The 16,189-nt window shown below is 68.8% G+C and carries 19 protein-coding genes; 13 read left to right on the top strand and 6 right to left on the bottom strand.

The annotated features are described in order from the left end of the window. The first annotated feature begins 36 nt into the window (after positions 1 to 36). From acpS to OXR60_RS05330, 3 genes are read left to right on the top strand one after another with little or no spacing between them, the layout of a single operon-like run. Entirely contained in the window at positions 37 to 447 is a 411-nt protein-coding gene (acpS, locus tag OXR60_RS05340; RefSeq protein WP_267394739.1) for a holo-ACP synthase, read from the top strand. Beyond that, positions 444 to 1,409, top strand: a complete 966-nt coding sequence (gene lepB, locus OXR60_RS05335) for a signal peptidase I (protein WP_267394738.1) — start codon at positions 444 to 446, stop codon at positions 1,407 to 1,409. The genes acpS and lepB overlap by 4 nt, the downstream gene beginning before the upstream one ends. Beyond that, a complete protein-coding gene (locus tag OXR60_RS05330) occupies positions 1,410 to 2,486 on the top strand; it encodes an AI-2E family transporter (protein WP_267394737.1) in 1,077 nt (358 codons plus the stop codon). It abuts the gene before it with no gap. Here OXR60_RS05330 and OXR60_RS05325 read toward each other — a convergent pair. Beyond that, positions 2,466 to 3,497, bottom strand: a complete 1,032-nt coding sequence (locus tag OXR60_RS05325) for a glycosyltransferase (protein WP_267394736.1) — start codon at positions 3,495 to 3,497, stop codon at positions 2,466 to 2,468. The two genes, OXR60_RS05330 and OXR60_RS05325, sit on opposite strands and share 21 nt — an antisense overlap. Before the next feature lie 174 nt (positions 3,498 to 3,671). Here OXR60_RS05325 and OXR60_RS05320 point away from each other — a divergent pair, with 174 nt between their 5' ends. Genes OXR60_RS05320 through OXR60_RS05310 form a run of 3 tightly spaced genes read left to right on the top strand, consistent with a single transcriptional unit; the run spans position 3,672 to position 6,306 of the window. After that, entirely contained in the window at positions 3,672 to 4,610 is a 939-nt protein-coding gene (locus OXR60_RS05320; protein ID WP_267394735.1) for a hypothetical protein, read from the top strand. Continuing rightward, entirely contained in the window at positions 4,607 to 5,110 is a 504-nt protein-coding gene (locus tag OXR60_RS05315; protein WP_267394734.1) for a DUF2141 domain-containing protein, read from the top strand. The genes OXR60_RS05320 and OXR60_RS05315 overlap by 4 nt, the downstream gene beginning before the upstream one ends. Beyond that, positions 5,110 to 6,306 carry a glycosyltransferase gene (locus OXR60_RS05310; RefSeq protein ID WP_267394733.1) on the top strand — a complete coding sequence of 399 codons (1,197 nt, stop codon included), beginning with the start codon at positions 5,110 to 5,112 and terminating at the stop codon, positions 6,304 to 6,306. Before OXR60_RS05315 ends, OXR60_RS05310 begins: the two co-directional genes overlap by 1 nt. Here the strand turns inward: OXR60_RS05310 and OXR60_RS05305 are convergent. The 3 genes from OXR60_RS05305 to ubiG are packed head-to-tail and all read right to left on the bottom strand — an operon-like array spanning position 6,285 to position 9,197. Continuing rightward, complete coding sequence (locus OXR60_RS05305) at positions 6,285 to 7,001, bottom strand: polysaccharide deacetylase family protein (RefSeq protein WP_267394732.1); 717 nt, start codon at positions 6,999 to 7,001, stop codon at positions 6,285 to 6,287. The genes OXR60_RS05310 and OXR60_RS05305 overlap by 22 nt on opposite strands. Next, positions 6,998 to 8,413, bottom strand: a complete 1,416-nt coding sequence (locus OXR60_RS05300; RefSeq protein WP_267394731.1) for a hypothetical protein — start codon at positions 8,411 to 8,413, stop codon at positions 6,998 to 7,000. Before OXR60_RS05300 ends, OXR60_RS05305 begins: the two co-directional genes overlap by 4 nt. 58 nt (positions 8,414 to 8,471) lie before the next feature. Beyond that, positions 8,472 to 9,197, bottom strand: a complete 726-nt coding sequence (gene ubiG, locus OXR60_RS05295; protein WP_267394730.1) for a bifunctional 2-polyprenyl-6-hydroxyphenol methylase/3-demethylubiquinol 3-O-methyltransferase UbiG — start codon at positions 9,195 to 9,197, stop codon at positions 8,472 to 8,474. Between the two features lie 52 nt (positions 9,198 to 9,249). On the opposite strand from ubiG, the gene OXR60_RS05290 reads away from it, so the two are divergent. The 3 genes from OXR60_RS05290 to OXR60_RS05280 all read left to right on the top strand — a co-directional run bounded on the left by OXR60_RS05290 (position 9,250) and on the right by OXR60_RS05280 (position 12,590). Then, positions 9,250 to 10,512, top strand: a complete 1,263-nt coding sequence (locus OXR60_RS05290) for an aspartate kinase (RefSeq protein ID WP_267394729.1) — start codon at positions 9,250 to 9,252, stop codon at positions 10,510 to 10,512. Then, complete coding sequence (locus tag OXR60_RS05285) at positions 10,509 to 11,528, top strand: nitronate monooxygenase (RefSeq protein ID WP_267394728.1); 1,020 nt, start codon at positions 10,509 to 10,511, stop codon at positions 11,526 to 11,528. Before OXR60_RS05290 ends, OXR60_RS05285 begins: the two co-directional genes overlap by 4 nt. A 285-nt stretch (positions 11,529 to 11,813) precedes the next feature. Beyond that, positions 11,814 to 12,590, top strand: a complete 777-nt coding sequence (locus tag OXR60_RS05280; protein WP_267394727.1) for a hypothetical protein — start codon at positions 11,814 to 11,816, stop codon at positions 12,588 to 12,590. 169 nt (positions 12,591 to 12,759) lie between these two features. Here OXR60_RS05280 and OXR60_RS05275 read toward each other — a convergent pair whose 3' ends face one another. Next, positions 12,760 to 12,969 carry a helix-turn-helix domain-containing protein gene (locus OXR60_RS05275; RefSeq protein ID WP_267394726.1) on the bottom strand — a complete coding sequence of 70 codons (210 nt, stop codon included), beginning with the start codon at positions 12,967 to 12,969 and terminating at the stop codon, positions 12,760 to 12,762. After that, entirely contained in the window at positions 12,966 to 13,400 is a 435-nt protein-coding gene (locus OXR60_RS05270) for a hypothetical protein (protein WP_267394725.1), read from the bottom strand. Before OXR60_RS05270 ends, OXR60_RS05275 begins: the two co-directional genes overlap by 4 nt. A gap of 96 nt (positions 13,401 to 13,496) precedes the next feature. Between OXR60_RS05270 and ybgC the strand changes: the two genes are divergently transcribed. Genes ybgC through OXR60_RS05250 form a run of 4 tightly spaced genes read left to right on the top strand, consistent with a single transcriptional unit; the run spans position 13,497 to position 16,159 of the window. Beyond that, complete coding sequence (gene ybgC, locus OXR60_RS05265) at positions 13,497 to 13,982, top strand: tol-pal system-associated acyl-CoA thioesterase (RefSeq protein WP_267394724.1); 486 nt, start codon at positions 13,497 to 13,499, stop codon at positions 13,980 to 13,982. Next, on the top strand, positions 13,979 to 14,671 hold the full coding sequence (gene tolQ, locus OXR60_RS05260) for a protein TolQ (RefSeq protein ID WP_267394723.1): 693 nt from the start codon (positions 13,979 to 13,981) through the stop codon (positions 14,669 to 14,671). Before ybgC ends, tolQ begins: the two co-directional genes overlap by 4 nt. 1 nt (position 14,672) lies before the next feature. Next, complete coding sequence (tolR, locus tag OXR60_RS05255; RefSeq protein WP_267394722.1) at positions 14,673 to 15,134, top strand: protein TolR; 462 nt, start codon at positions 14,673 to 14,675, stop codon at positions 15,132 to 15,134. After that, complete coding sequence (locus tag OXR60_RS05250) at positions 15,134 to 16,159, top strand: cell envelope biogenesis protein TolA (protein ID WP_267394721.1); 1,026 nt, start codon at positions 15,134 to 15,136, stop codon at positions 16,157 to 16,159. Before tolR ends, OXR60_RS05250 begins: the two co-directional genes overlap by 1 nt. Positions 16,160 to 16,189: the final 30 nt, after the last annotated feature.

Here is a 16,189-nt window from a genome sequence, read left to right as displayed (position 1 = left end):
CGGACGCTGGGCTGACGGACGGTGGGGACAATCGGGATGATCATCGGCCTCGGCTCCGACCTCTGCAATATCGAGCGGATCACCGCGTCGATCGAGCGGTTCGGCGAGCGGTTCGAGGCGCGGGTGTTCACCGAGGTGGAGCGTGCCAAGGCGGCGCGGCGGCCGTTCACCAAAGCCGGCACCCTCGCCAAGCGGTTCGCCGCCAAGGAGGCGTTTTCCAAGGCTGTCGGCACCGGCTTTGCCGCGGGGGTGTTCATGAAGGACATCGGCGTGGTCAATGCCGCCTCGGGCGTGCCGACCCTGGCGCTGACCGGTGGGGCCAAGGCGAGGCTTGACGCGTTGACGCCCGAGGGCCACCGCGCCCAAGTACATTTGACCATGACCGACGATCATCCCTGGGCCCAGGCCTTTGTGATCATCGAGGCAATCCCGGACACGAACGGATGAAGGAAGCGGTGTTGGACGGCAACCAGGCGCCCGAGTTGCACGAGGGCCCGCCACCCCCAGTAGAGCATGTGGCGGCGACCGCACCGCCGACCCGCCGCGGCACCGACTGGTGGGGCGAGGTCAAGGGCATCTTCTGGCTGATCGTGATCGTGCTCGGCTTCCACAGCTTCGTCGCCAAGCCTTTCTACATTCCCTCCGAATCCATGCTGCCGGGGCTCAGGATCGGTGACCGGCTGGTGGTGAGCAAATTCGCCTATGGATGGTCGTTCGTGTCGCCGACCATCCCGGATCCGGTGGCGATCTTCGACAGTGTGGTGCTGCGCAAGCCCGAGGACAGCTGGAGCGTCGGCTTGCCGTTCATGCACGGCCGCCTGCTCGGCCGGCTGCCGAGCCGTGGCGACGTGGTGATCGTCACCCCGCCCGGCACCCACAACGACTATATCAAGCGCGTGATCGGCCTGCCCGGCGACACGCTGGAGGTGCGCGCCGGCACGGTGATCCTCAACGGCAAGGCAGTGGTGCGTGGCCCGCTGCATTATGTCGACATCCCGGTCGACACCAACAGCCCGTGCAGCGACAGCGAATATCCCGGCGCGCGGATCCGCGGCGCCGGCGGGGCCGAGATCTGCCACCTGCCGATCATCACCGAGACGCTGCCCGAGGGCCGGCATTATGACACCGTCGAGCTCGGCTGGAGCCCCGGCGACGATTACGGCCCGATCCGCATCCCCGCCAACCACGTGTTCCTGATGGGCGACAACCGCGATCGCTCGGCCGACAGCCGGTTCGAACTGAGCCAGCTCGGTCTCGGCGGACCGGTGCCGTACGAGAACCTCGGTGGCCGTGCCGAGTTCATCACCTTCAGCCTCGATGGGGATGCCTCGCTCAACCCGCTGAGCTGGTGGGGTTCGCTGCGTGGCGGCCGCGCCGGCGTGTCGCTGCACCCAGCCCAAGGACAGTAAATGGCCGATCCGCATCTCGTGCAGGAATCCAGCCCCAACGAGCTGCGCGATCCCTTCACCCGCCGCGAGCTGAAGCGCGCCTCGATCTGGCTCGGCCTAGCCTGTGCGATCGCGCTCACTGTGGTGCTGATCCAGCCGCTGCTGATCATCTTCACCGGGATCGTCTTTGCCGCGATGCTCGACGGCGGCGTGCGCCTGCTCGGCAAGGTGCTGCCGATCGGCCGCGGCTGGCGGCTGCTGATCGTGGTGGTGCTGGTGCTCGCTTTCCTGTTCGGCACCTTCTATCTCACCGGGGTGCAGGTCACCGAACAGGTGATGCAGCTGCGCTCGACGCTGGAGACCCAGGCCAATCGCTTCACCGGCTTCCTGACCAGCAAGGGGCTGATGCCCGGTGCCTCCGACGTCAACAGCATCATCCGCCAGGCGCTCGGCTCGGTGGGGCGCGTTACCTCTTGGGTGGGCACTGCGATCGGCGTGATCACCACGGTGTTCATGATTCTCGTCCTCGGGCTGTTCCTGGCGATGGACCCGCGCGCCTATGAGCGCGGGCTGCAATGGCTGGTGCCGACCGATTCGCGCGCGGAGTTCGCCCACACCGTCGAGCGGATGGGCGTCACCTTGCGCAAGCTGCTCGCCGGGCGGCTGATCGGCATGGCGTTCGAGGGTGTGCTGACGGGGATCGCGCTGATGATCGGCGGCGTGCCGATGGCGCTGCTGCTCGGGATCATCGCCGGCATCCTCGCCTTCATTCCCAACATCGGCGCGATCGTCACCGGCGTGCTGATGGTTGCGGTCGGCTTCAGCGCCGGCTCCGAGACCGGTATCTGGGCGATCGGCACCTATCTCGTGGTGCAGACCTTCGACGGCTATGTGGTGGTGCCGATGGTCGCCAAGCGCACCGTCGACCTGCCGCCGGCGCTGACCCTCGGCACCCAGATCCTCGCCAGTGCGCTGTTCGGGATCCTCGGGCTGATGCTGGCCGACCCGATGACGGCGATGGCCAAGACGGCGCTCGAGCGTAGCGCCGAACGCGAGGCCGAGCGCGACGAGAAAGAATCAGATCAGGCCGTCGAATAAGGCGAGGTAGCGCGCCGCGGAATCGCTGCCCGGCTGGGGAACGGCCGCGGGGCGCGGACGGCTCAGCCAGTCGGTCAGCGCCGCGGCCAGCCCGGCGGCATCGTCCTGGCCGATGACGCTGCCGAGCGCGGGCGCCGTGACGATCTCTGCGATCGACGGGCTCGACTCGGTCGTCACCACCGGCGTGCCGACCGACAGCGCCTCGCGCAGCACGCCGGGGACGCCCTCATAGGTTGAAGTCAGCGCGACCAAAGCAGCGCCTTGCATCGCCGGCAGCGGATCGCCGGCGTGGCCCGGCAGGTGGACGCGGCCGGCCAGATTTCGGGCCGCAACCTGACGCTCGAGCGCGGGGCGCAGCTCGCCCTCGCCGAGGATCACCAGCGCGACATCGGCGGGCAGCGCGGGCAGCGCGTCGATCAGGCGATCCCAGCGCTTCTGCAGCACCAGCCGACCGACGCCGAGGATGTAGCGGCCGGCAGGCAGCGCGACGGGGGCGGCATCGGGCACGCGCGGCGCGGGCGGGTTGGGGATGACGCTGGTCCTTCCTGCCATCCCCATCGCCCGTGCCGCGACCGTCGCGGTTGCCGGGGTCATCGCCACCAGGTGGTCGAGAAAGCGGCCGTGCAGCCTGAGCCAGGCGCGATGGCCGGCATCGACGATGCGGCCATGATCGCCACGCTCGATCGCATTGGAGAGCTTGGCGACGATCGGCGGGCAGCGGCGGCCAAGGCGTAGGCGGGTCCAGGCGGCGATGCTGGTGTAGAAACTGCCGGCGCAGAAGATCACGTCGGGCGACAGCCGCGTGACGATGCCCGGCAGCCTGAACTGCGCGCGGTAGCTAGGATCGTCGAGTCGGACGAGCTCAATGCCGTCGGGCAGTTCCGCCGCAAGCGGTCCGCCGGGGTCGCCGATCACCAGCGTCACCCGGCGGCCGGCCGCGATCCAGGCGCGGGCGAGTCGTAGTTGTGCGCGTTCGACGCCACCACCTGATAGGTCTTGGGCATAAGTCATAATGTGCTGGGCAGTCATGCGCGCTGGCCGTGGCACAGGGCTGCGATCAGGCCAAGTTGTCCCGTTCGGGAGCAGGCTGACACATCCCTGACGCCGCCGTGTTAAACTCTATTCACGTGCAAGACATGTGGCTTGTCGCTAAGGGCGCGTGACGTCCACGGTTCGGATCAGCGGGTGCAAATCGATCAGATTCAGGGCCGGCAACATGCCGGGATCATCCCGCCTGCCGACCTGGTCGGGCTGGAGCCGCTGCAGACCATCAAGAGCCGTTGGCCGACGATCATCGGCGGGGTGCTGACGGCGGCGATGCTGGTCGGGCTGGGGCGCGAGCTGTTCGGCTCGGGCCTCGCCGGGCTCAGCAAGGCGGTGCCGCGCAACCCGCTTTACTATGTGATCTTCCTGATCATGTACGTGGTGCCGCCGCTCGCCGATTACGCCATCTTTCGCCGGCTGTGGCGAATCCCGCCCGCCGGGCTGATCGCGCTGGTCAAGAAGCGGATCGCGAACGACGTGGTGATGGGCTATTCAGGCGAAGCCTACTTTTATGCCTGGGCGCGGCAGCGCGCGCATCTGGTCGCGGCGCCGTTCGGCGCGGTCAAGGATGTCTCCATCTTGTCTGCGATCGCCGGCAATGCGATCACCTTGTTGATGATCGCAGTGGCGCTGCCGCTCGGCGGGCGGCTGATCCCGCCTGAGATGCTGCGCTACGTGCACGGTTCGCTTGCGGTGATCTTCGGCACCTCGCTGCCGTTCCTGATCTTCTCGCGGCGGGTATTCTCGCTGCCGCGGCGCGACCTGTGGGCCGTGTTCGCGATCCACTGCACTCGGCTGATCCTCGGCGCGCTGCTGCTCGCCGGTGCCTGGGCGCTGGCGCTGCCGTCGGTGACGCTGGGCACCTGGGTGTTCCTGTCGGCGGGGCGGCTGCTGTTCTCGCGGCTGCCGCTGCTGCCCAACAAGGATCTGTTGTTCGCCAATTTCGCGATCCTGGTGATCGGCCAGGATCAGGCCCTCTCGGAACTGATCGCGTTCACCGCGGCTTCGGTATTGCTGCTGCATGTTCTGCTGATCACGATGTTCGGGATCCACGCGCTGATGACGAGGGAACAGGCATGATGGTGTTGGCGGCGGCAGCGCTGCTCGCGGGAGTGGCGGGAGCGCCGGTGATTGGCACCGACGCGACCGCGTGCGCCGGGAGCGGACCGGCGATCTTGGTCACGGCGCTCGGACTCAAGGACCGCAAGGGCCGGATGAAGCTGGAGCTTTACCCCGCCACCGAGGACGATTTCCTCGAGGATGACCGCGACCTGATCAAGGAAGGCAAGTTCTTCCGCCGGGTATGGGCGCCAACCCCGCCGGCAGGGCCGGTCGAGATGTGCATCCGCGCGCCGCACCCCGGCCGCTATGCGCTGCTCGTCACCCATGACCGCGACGGCAAGAACAAGTTCAACTTCTTCCAGGACGGCGCCGGCTTTCCGAGCAACGCCAAGCTCGGCATGTCACGGCCCAAGCTCGCCCAAGCGGTGATCGACGTCGGCGCCGGCGTCACCGCCACGACGGTGCGGATCCAGTATCTGCACGGCCTCAGCGGTTTCGCCCCCGTCGAGGCACGCTGATGCGCATCGTCGACGTCAACGAGATCTATTCGCCCACCGGCGGCGGGGTGCGCACCTATGTCGATCGCAAGATCTCGATCATGGCGGAGCTCGGCCACGAGCTGATCGTGATCGCGCCCGGCCGAGAGGACCGGGTGGACGAGCGGCCCGGCGGCGGCGCGGTCCATTACATCAAGTCGGCGGGGATGCCGTTCGACGCCAATTACGGGCTGTTCTGGGAGCCCGAGCCGATCCACGCGCTGCTCGACCGGCTCGCGCCCGACGTCGTCGAGAATTGCTCGCCGTGGCGGCCGGCCTGGATCGTCGCCGACTGGCAGGATCGGCGGCCCGCCGGTGCGATCAAGTCGTTCTTCATGCATAACGACAATGTCGAGGCCTATGCCAAGCGCTGGTTCCAGCATCTCGCCTCGTCCGAGCGGATCGAGCGCGCCTTCTCCTGGTACGATCGCTACCTCGGCAAATTCCTCGATCGGTTCGACACGGTGGTGACCAACGGCCCTGCGCTCACCCGGCGGCTGGCCGGACGCGGCGTGCGGGTGGATGCGACCATGGCGCTCGGGATCGAGCGGGTGCATTTCTCGCCGGCGTTGCGCGACGAACAACTGCGCGTGGCGATGCTGGCGCAATGCGGCCTGCCGCCCGAAGGGCATCTGCTGCTCGGGGTCGGCCGCCATCATCCCGAAAAGCGCTGGCCGATGGTGATCGATGCCGTCCAGCGCGCCGGTGCGCAGGCGCCGGTCGGGCTGGCGATCCTCGGCCAGGGCATGGATACCAAGGTGCTGGAGCGGCATATCCGCGACAACCCGCATATCCGCTTGTTCTCGCCGGTCTACGATCGCCACCGGCTGGCGACGATCTTCGCCAGCGCCGATGCCTATATCCATGGCTGCTGCACCGAGACGTTCGGGTTGGTGCCGGCCGAGGCGCTGGCCTCGGGCGCGCCACTGATCGTGCCGGATGGCGGCGGTGCGGGCGAAATGTATGACCCGCTATATGCCGAGCGCTACGAACCGCGCGACGTGCGCTCCTGCGCCGATGCGATCCTGCGCATGGTCGGGCGCGATCGCCCCATCGTGCGCCGCGCCGCCGCCGTCGCCGCGGGCCGGGTGCGCACCGATCACGAGCATGTCGCCGATCTGATCAGCCATTATGCCGGGGTGATCGCGGCGCGCGGTCAGGTGGCAAAGTCCGCGTAGCGCGACGGCTGGTGCCGCCCGAACGCGGTAAAGGTCCGGGTGATGCTGGCGAGCAGGGCTGGCACGCCGGTGTCGCCGGGGTGGACCGCGATGCGCACCGTTGGCATCGGCTGCAGCACGCGCCGTAGCGTCGCGGCGGCGGCGAGCGAACTCAGCTGCCGCGGTATCGAGCGGCTCGCCCAGGTGATCACCGGACCGCGTGCCACGATCGCGCCACCGGGCGCCCACACCCGCAGGTGATCTTCGGCGAGCGCGAAGCCCGCGTCCGCCAGCGCCTCGCGCGCGCCGGCCGAATAGAGCCAGGCCGGGGCGATGAAGCCCGTCGCGGGACGGCCGGTGATCTCCTCGACCAGCGCCTTGCCGCGCTGCATCCGTGCCAGCGCCTCGGCACGCGACAGGCCGAGGAACTCGCCTTCGCCCGCGGTCATGTGCCGGGCCTTGAGCGCGGCACCGCCCTGGTGATCGGCATCGTCGCGATGGGTCCAGCCGTGGACGAACATCTCGACGCCCTCGTCCGACCAGCCACGCAGCCGCGCCGCAAACGCCGGGGTTATCGGCGCGCTGCTCCAGTGGTCGGGCACGACCAGCATCGCTAGGCGCCGGCCGACATGGGGAGCGAGGTGGTCGAGCAGCCGGTCCACCTCGCTCTCGAAGCGTGGCGACACGTCGTGGATCGAAGCGAGCAGGCGTTTCATCGATTCAACCGATAGACCGAGATCATCTCGCTGCCCATCGGGCGTCGATCCGCCACCACATAATCAGCCTTCATCGCCTGCTCGACGATGGCATGCGACTGCGGCCGCTCGCCAGTATAGGGCGGCCGCATCACCACCACCGCCGGGTGCCGCGCCAAGATGCGGCGGATCTCGGTCTCCTGGTCCACCCCGATCGCGCCGACCTCGCGGGTCCGGCCGAGATGCGCGGGGACGATATAGCGCGACAGGGTGCAGCGGCCGGTGACGACATAGAGCATGGTGTTGCCCGAATAGACGTAGAGGCAGCCAGGCCCCCGCCCGACGCTCGCCGCCAGCGCGGCGAACTGTGCCGGGGTGCCGCGCCCGGCTCGAAGCGCCGTCAGCAGGATCTGGCCGCCGAGTGCGACGACCAGCAGGATGGCGAGGCTGGCCTTGCCGCGGCCATGGCCGGCGCCGAGGAAGCCGGCCGCGGCGATGCACGCCGGCACCAGCAACGGCAGCGCATAATGATCGAACCACGGCGGAAACAGCGCCACGCCGATGATCGCCGCGACCAGCCAGAACCCAACGAACCGGCGCGCCGGCTGGTGCTCGCCCCGACCGCCGCGGAACGATGCCCAGGCCATGGCGACCAGCGGCGAGACGATCAGGATCAGCTGCGCCGCGTTGACGAGCGACTCACGATGGTCGCTGGTCTTGCGGGCGAAGATCGAGAGGAAATTGGCGTAGAGGAAGGCCTGCCACTCGCCATGGAACGCATAATAAGCCGCCGCCGCGAGGGTCGGCAGCAGAGCCAGCGCGATCAGGCCAAGGCCATAAGCGGCCGTGCGGACGACGCTGCCGGCGCGGCGGTAATCGGCCGCCAGCAGCCACAGGCCGAAGAAGATGCCTTCGAACACCACAGAATATTTGATCTGCAGCGCGACACCGACGAGCGCCATCGCCGCGGCACCGCGCCACCGCCCGCCCCGCAGGATCAGCGCCGCGGCGAGGATCATCAGCGAATTGTAGAAGACGGGTGCCTGACCGCCTTGGCCGCCGAGCAGATCGAGCCACAGGATATAGGCAATTGCGGCAAGGGTGGCGCCGCGGGCGAAGCCGGCCCGGGTCGCCAGCCGCGCGATCATCAGCGCGGTGAACACCACCGAGGCGAGCGCCAGCGCCTGATAGGTCCAGATGCCGGCAGGGTAGCCGAGCGCGGCGGGCACCGCGTAGAGCAGGAACAGCCCGACCGGCTTGCGGTCCCACACGTCGACGAAGGGCAGCGCGCCATGCCACATCGCATTGCCGACGAAGTAATAGAACTCCTCGTCGACATGCAGCACGGGGTTGCCGAAGGTGATCGCCCGTGCCGCGAGCGCGACCAGCAGGATCAACAGGAATTGGCGGCGCGAGCCGGAACGAGCATACATTGCGGGCAGCCTTAGAGCGCAGGTGTTACAGCGCGATTTCCGCCGCGTCGCCCGCCCGTCAGGCCTTTCGTGCCGTCACCAGATAATCGAGGCCGGTGGAGCTGGTGAGGGTGAAGCCGGTCGCCGGCGAGAAGCCGAGGCCGCGGGTGTCGGTGACCTCAAGACCGGCGTCGGTCAGCAGCGCGGTGAGCTCCTCGGGGCGCAGGAACTTGTTCCAGTCATGGGTGCCGCGGGGAATGCGGCCGGTGCCTTCGGCGAGGCCGATCAGCGCCAGGCGGGAGAGCGGCGTGCGATTGGGGGTGGAGAGGATCAGCAGCCCGCCATCGGCCAGCACGTCGGCAAGGCCGCGCACGAAGCCGGCGGGATTGCTGACATGCTCGATCACCTCGAGGCTGGTGACGAGATCGAAGCGGGTGGAGACCTCCTCGACGCCGATCGCCCGATAGGTGATCGCCAGGCCGCTGCGCTCGGCATGGGCGCTGGCGACGGCGATGTTCTCCGCCGCAGCGTCGACGCCGGTGACGGTACCACCAAGCCGGGCGAGCGGCTCGCAGAGCAGCCCGGCGCCGCAGCCGACATCGAGCACGGTCTTGCCGCGCAGGGGCGCGAAGCTGGTGTCGTCCCCGTCCCAGTGCAGGTCCACCGCCTCGCGGATGTAGCGCAACCGCGCCGGATTGAGCTTGTGGAGCATCGCCGACGAGCGGTTGGGGTCCCACCAATCCTTGGCCATGGCGCCGAAATGCGCGGCCTCGCGCGGGTCGATCGTGCTGCTTGCTATCACCATGGCGGCTACCTATCAGGACGGCCCTTCTACCCCAAGGAGTTTGGCCGCAGCGATGGCACGGATCGTGATGAAGTTCGGCGGCACGTCGATGGCCGGGATCGAGCGCATCCGGAGCGTCGCCGCGCGGGTCAAGCGCGAGGTGGAAGCGGGCAACCAGGTCGCGGTGGTGGTATCGGCGATGGCGGGCGAGACCGACCGGCTGGTCGGCTTCTGCCGCGAAGCCTCGGCGCTGTACGATCCGCGCGAATATGACGTCGTCGTCTCGGCGGGCGAGCAGATCACCAGCGGGCTGCTCGCGATCGCGCTCCAGGCAATCGGCGTCCCGGCGCGCTCATGGATGGGCTGGCAGCTGCCGATCCATACCGACGATGCTTTCGCCAAGGCGCGGATCGGAACGATCGACACCGCCGGGCTCGACGCCAGCCTAACCGCCGGCGAGGTGGCGGTGATCCCCGGCTTCCAGGGCGCGACCGAGGACGGGCGGGTGACCACGCTTGGCCGCGGCGGCTCCGACACCTCGGCGGTCGCGGTGGCGGCGGCGATGAAGGCGGACCGATGCGACATCTATACCGATGTCGACGGCGTCTATACCACCGACCCGCGGATCGTGCCGCGGGCGAGGAAGCTCGCCAAAGTGACCTATGAGGAAATGCTGGAACTCGCGAGCGTCGGCGCCAAGGTGCTGCAGACCCGCTCGGTGGGGCTGGCGATGAAGGAACAGGTCCGCGTCCAGGTGCTGTCGTCGTTCACCGGCGAAGATGCTCCGATGGCGGACACATTGCCCGGGACGATGATCGTCGGGGAAGAGGAGATCGACGACGTGGAACGCCAGCTCATCACCGGCATCGCGCATGACAAGAACGAGGCCAAGATCACGCTGACCGGCGTGCCCGACAAGCCCGGCGCCGTCTCCGCGATCTTCGCACCGCTCGCCGCGGCGAACATCAACGTCGACATGATCATCCAGAACATCGCGCACAACCACGGCTCGACCGACGTCACCTTCACCGTGCCCGCCGCCGATCTCGCCCGCTCGATCGAGGCGCTCAACCAGGGCCGCGACGCGATCGGCTTTGGCGAGCTGGTCCACGACACCCGCGTCGCCAAGGTATCGGTGGTCGGCGTCGGCATGCGCAGCCACGCCGGCGTCGCCTCGACGATGTTCACCACGCTCGGCGCCCGCGGGATCAACATCCAGGCGATCTCGACCAGCGAGATCAAGGTCAGCGTGCTGATCCACGAGGACGAGACTGAGCTGGCGGTGCGCGTGCTCCACACCGCTTATGGCCTCGACGCCGTGGACGCCGCGGCATGACCGTTGGCCAGGAGCGCCTGCAGCGGCGGATGGCGCGGGGCGCCGCCTTCCTCGGCAGCGAGGTAGCGATCATGGCCGGCGCAATGTCGTGGGTCAGCGAGCGCAATCTCGTCAGCGCGATGTCCAACGCCGGCGGCTTTGGCGTGATCGCCTGCGGCGCGATGACCCCCGAGCTGCTCGATGCCGAAATTGCCGCGACCAAGGCGCTGACGACCAAGCCGTTCGGCGTCAATCTGATCACCATGCACCCGGCGCTGACCGAGCTGATCGCGGTCTGCGCGCGGCACGGGGTGGGCCATGTCGTGCTCGCCGGCGGGCTGCCGCCCAAGGGCAGCCTCGAGGCGATCAAAGCCGCGGGCGCCAAGCTGATCTGCTTCGCGCCGACCCTGGCGCTCGCCAAGAAGCTGATCCGCTCGGGCGTCGACGCGCTGGTGATCGAGGGGATGGAGGCCGGCGGCCATATCGGCCCGGTGTCGACCAGCGTGCTCGCGCAGGAGATGCTGCCCGAGATCGCCGATCAGGTCCCGGTGTTCGTCGCCGGCGGCATCGGTCGCGGCGAGGCGATCGCGGGCTATCTCGACATGGGCGCGGCGGGCGTCCAGCTCGGCACGCGCTTCGTGTGCGCGACCGAGTCTATCGCCCACCCCAATTTCAAGCGGGCGTTCATCCGCGCCTCGGCGCGCGATGCGGTTGCCAGCGTGCAGATCGATCCACGGCTGCCGGTGATCCCGGTGCGCGCGCTCAAGAACGCCGGCGGCGAGCTGTTCACCGCCAAGCAGCGCGAGGTCGCCGCGCACCTCGACGAGGGCCGCGTCGTGATGGGCGAGGCGCAGCTCCAGATCGAGCATTATTGGGCGGGCGCGCTGCGCCGCGCGGTAATCGACGGCGATGTCGAGCATGGCAGCGTAATGGCGGGCCAATCGGTCGGCATGGTCTCCAAGGAAGAGCCTATCGCCGAGATCATCGCGACCCTGATGAACGAGGCGGCCGAAGCGCTCAAGCAGCGCGCCGCCTGAGGCGGCACGCGGGCTCCGACACCGATGCAAGAATGGCGGAAAACCGCCGAAGGTCTCACGAAAGTCACACCTACGCGAGGGTGAGCCGAGGGGCCTCGGTGCCGTGCGCAAGGCGTTCGCGGCGATTACCGGCACGGTCAAAGAGCATCGCCGGTGCTGTCCCGGCGACTCGGTTTATCATGGCCGGGTGGTTGTAGGACAGCCCCCGGCGCGGCGCCGTGGCTTACGGAACGTTAACTATCGGATCCGCATAACCGTCGCTGCCGGGGGGCAGGAGGTTTTGCCGTGTTGCGTCGTTCCACCGCCCTGTCCGCTCTCGCGCTGACGCTGCTCGCGGGCTGCGCGTCCACCCCCAAGGAGGTGGCGATCGCGCCGCCGCCGCCCGCGCCGCCACCGCCGGTCACCGTGGCGATGCCGCGCGGCGCCTATCCGGGCATGGCGATCCCGGCGCTGCTCGCCGATGGCCATTATGCGACGCCCAACCGCAATCTCTCCGCCGCCGGATCGGTGTGGCACCTGCGCGCCGCGCTCAACGTCGCCGCGCTCGCCTGCCGCGGCACTGACGAGGCGGCGATCATCGCCGGCTACAATGCGCTGCTGGCGCGCGAGAAGGCGCCGCTGGCGCTCGCCCAGACCAGCTATGCCGCCGAGTATAAGGTCGGCGGCGGCGACTGGCAGGATCGCTACGACGACCAGATGACGCGGCTGTACAACTTCTTCTCGCAATCGCCCGCCCGCGACGGTTTCTGCGCGGCGGCGGCGACGACGCTGGCTGACAGCACGACGGTGGATGCGGCCGCGTTTCCGGCGTTCGCCGCGACGCGGCTCGCCGTGCTGGAACAGCCGTTCACCGATTTCTACGCGGCGTTCGACAGCTGGCGCCGGCAGCGCGCCGCCGCGAGCCAGATGGCGTCGGTGGGGCCGATGCCGGCCGCGATGATGACCGCGGCGCCGGCGAGCCGGCCGATGGTGGTGCAGCCGGTGCCGGCGGCCCAGCCGTACCTGCGGCCGCAGCTCGATCTCGATACCAAGGTGGTGGCGGACACCGCGGTCGCCCATTGAGGCCGATCCGCCCGTTCCGTTCGCCCTGAGCTTGTCGGAGGGCATGAGTCTCACGGTGCTTCGACAAGCTCAGCACGAACGGGTTAGTCGCACGTCATCCTGCCGAATGACGTGCGGCATTCCCTGGCCAGGCCCCAGCACCACCCCAGCGCGACGCAGGGCGGGGCGCTCACGCCTCCGCCAGGATGAACAGCGCCTCGACCGGGCGGTCCAGCGCCGCGGCGAGCTTGAGCGCGAGGATGGTCGAGGGGACGAACACGCCGTTCTCGACGGTGTTGATGGTCTTGCGGCTGACCCCGATCATCTCGGCGAGCGCCGCCTGGGTCAGCCCGAGCCGCTCGCGCTCGTCCTTCAGCGTGTTGAGCAGGCTGTCGCTCATCGCGCGGCGCGCAGTTCCAGCGTGGCGAAACAGGTCAATGCCGCCGCCAGCGCGGCCGTGATCACGATCTTCGCGACATCAGTCGCCGGCAGCGGGTGGAAGCTGGTCAGGATCGCGAGCATGCCGGCGCAAATAATCGCGGCCCAGAAGCCGGCGGTGAAGCCGTCGCGACGATGCTCGCGGGTCGATTCATCATCCAGCAGCGCGGCGATCCGGCCGCTTCTCCAGCGGCTGGTCGGCAGCAGATTGAGCACCACCAGCATCACCATGACCAACCAGAAGCCGAGCACGATCCGCGGCGAGGCAGGATCCGGATCGGCGGGCAGCGGCAGGAAGCCGATCACCGCGTTGACGATCAGCACCCCCGTGAGAAGATAGAAGATGATGGCCCGCTGCCGGCTCTTGCGCTCCCCGCGTTCGATGTCGTTCACTGCGCTTCTCCTGTAACCTGTAGGTGACATGTAACCCACAGGTTACGCGTGTCAACAGGGTTTCACCCGCCGCGTCATTCGGTTAACGGCAGGCTCATGAGGGACGACGGCGTCGACCAGCCCCAGCAGGGACGCTTCGAGGGAGCCGAGCACCGGTTTCCGGTGCGCGTCTATTTCGAGGACACCGATCTGTCGGGCGTCGTCTACCATGCCAATTACCTGCGCTACATGGAGCGGGCGCGATCGGACATGCTGCGGGTCGCCGGGATCGATCAGCGCGCGGTGTTCGAAGCGGGCGAGGGCGCCTATGCCGTCGCCGAGGTGGCGATCCGCTACCTTGCGCCGGCGCGGCTGGAGGATGCGCTGCTGGTGGTGAGCCGCGTCACCGCGGTGCGCGCCGCCAGCGTCGTCATTCATCAAACAGTCAGGCGCGGTTCGCTTGTTCTCAGCGAGGCCGACGTGACGGCGGCGCTGGTCTCGCCGTCAGGGCGGCCCAGGCGTCAGCCGCGCGCCTGGACGGAAATCTACCAACGCCTGGTCGACCGGGCTGACGTGCCGACAGCGGCAGGGGAGACTGAATGAATCCGGTGTTCAACATGGATGCGGCGACGCTGTCGCCGGTCGCGCTCTTCCTCCAGGCTGACTGGGTGGTGAAGATCGTGATGGCCGGGCTGCTGCTCGCCAGCGTCTGGACCTGGGCGCTGATCGTCGCCTTCTGGCGACGGCTCGGCACGATTCGCAAGGAATCGGTGCGGTTCGAGCGTGATTTCTGGAAGGCCGAGGATATCGATGCCTTCCACAAGGCCGAAGGCGACAAGGAATGGCCCTCGGCGCGGGTGTTCTCCGCCGGCGTCAAGGAATGGCGCCGCTCCACGGCTGGCGGCAACATCGACAAGAGCGGGACGCGCGAGCGGCTGGCGACGACGATGGCGGCGGCGGTGGCCGGCGAGATCGACCGGATTTCCGACAAGCTCAACATCCTCGCGACGATCGGCTCGGTGGCGCCGTTCGTCGGGCTGTTCGGCACGGTGTGGGGGATCATGCGCAGCTTTACCGGCATCGCCCAGGCGCAGAATTCGTCGCTCGCCGTGGTCGCCCCGGGCATCGCCGAGGCGCTGTTCGCGACCGCGATCGGATTGTTCGCCGCGATCCCCGCGGTGATCGCCTACAATCGCTTCAGCCATGGCGTGAATCGGATCGAGGCGAGCCTCAATCGCTTCGCCGACGGCTTCCACACCACCTTGAGCCGCCAGCTGGACGGTTCGCGCTGAGATGGCGATGAACCTGCCCTCCAACCGGGGCCGCGGGCGGCGCACGCCGATGGCGGACATCAACGTCACGCCGCTGGTGGACGTGATGCTGGTGCTGCTGATCATTTTCATGGTCACCGCACCGCTGCTGACCGCCGGCGTGCCGGTGCAGCTGCCCGACAGCCGCGCCAAGGCGCTCGACCAGGACCAGAAGCCGGTGCAGCTGTCGCTCGACGGCGAGGGGCGGCTGTACATCGACAAGGATGAGGTGACCGAGGCGGCGCTGCCGCAGCGGCTGGAGCAGATCGCCGCGGTCCAGGCGGGCGGGCAGCCGCCGCAGGTGTTCCTGCGCGCCGACCGCGGCCTCGACTACGGCCGGGTGATGGCGGTGATGGGCGAGCTCAACCGCGCCGGGCTCAACCGGGTGGCGCTGGTGACGGTGGAAGGCCATGGCGCCGAGGCCAGTGGGGCAGCCAACCGCTGATGGATCGCGCGGAGAAGATCGGCTTTGGCGTCGCGCTGGCCGGGCACGTCGTGCTGTTCGGCCTGCTGTCGGTCGGCTTTCTCGCCACCCCCAATCCGGCGAACCTGAAGCAGCAGCCGGTCGAGGTGAGCCTGGTCAAGGAGGTCGCGCTCGAGGCGACCGCGCCGCAGGCGGTGACCCCGCCCGCGCCGTCGGTCGCGCCTGACCAGGGCGAGCCCGAGGATGCCGCGCCGCCGGCCGAGGACACGCCCGCGGCAGAGCCGGCACCCGCACCCAAGCCCGCCCCCCCGGCGCCGCAGCCCAAGCCAGCGCCGCCCAAGCCGCAGCCCAAGCCTGAGCCGGTGAAGCCGGCCCCGCCGAAGCCGGCGCCACCAAAGCCTCAGCCCAAGGCGGCGCCTGCGCCCAAGCCCGCACCGGTCAAGCCTCGCCCGGCGCCCGCCGCCCCGGCCAAGACCGCGCCTGCCAAGCCGACGCCGAGCAAGCAGACCGCGGCGGCGTCGCCCGCCAAGGCAGCACCGGCGAAAGCGACCCCGGCCAAGGCCTCGGCGGCGAAGCCCGCAACGAGCAAGGGCAGCGGCAGCAGCGAGACCGCGACCACCGCCAAGCCGCGTGGCTCGCGCCTCGGCGCCGATTTCCTCAAAGGGCTGACCGACAAGCCCTCGACCAGCACCTCGACCGCGCCGGTTGCGGCCAAGATCGACGCGCGGGCGATGGCCTCGATCGTTCAGGCGATCGCGCGGCAGATCCAGCCGTGCGCCGATCGCCAGGTCAATCCGGGGCCGGGCGCCAATCAGATCGTCACCACGCTCAACCTGCGCCTCAACCAGGACGGCACGCTGGCGGCGACGCCGAAGATGGTGCGCCAGTCCGGGGTGGACGACGAGAACGATCGCTACCGCCAGCGCGTGGTCGATCTCGGCGTCGCCGCGTTCAAGGGCTGTTCGCCGCTCAAGCTGCCGGCGGAATATTATTCGACGCCCTCGGGCGGCTGGAACAACATCAATTTCCAGTGGAAGCTGCAGTGATCGCGGCGACCCGGCTGCGGCCGTCGCCGT

The sequence above is a fragment of the Sphingomonas sp. GC_Shp_5 genome, assembly GCF_026540855.1.
Lineage (GTDB): Bacteria > Pseudomonadota > Alphaproteobacteria > Sphingomonadales > Sphingomonadaceae > Sphingomonas.
The sequence above is the reverse complement of the archived record's forward strand: the minus strand, read 5'-3'. Positions and strand labels throughout refer to the sequence as shown.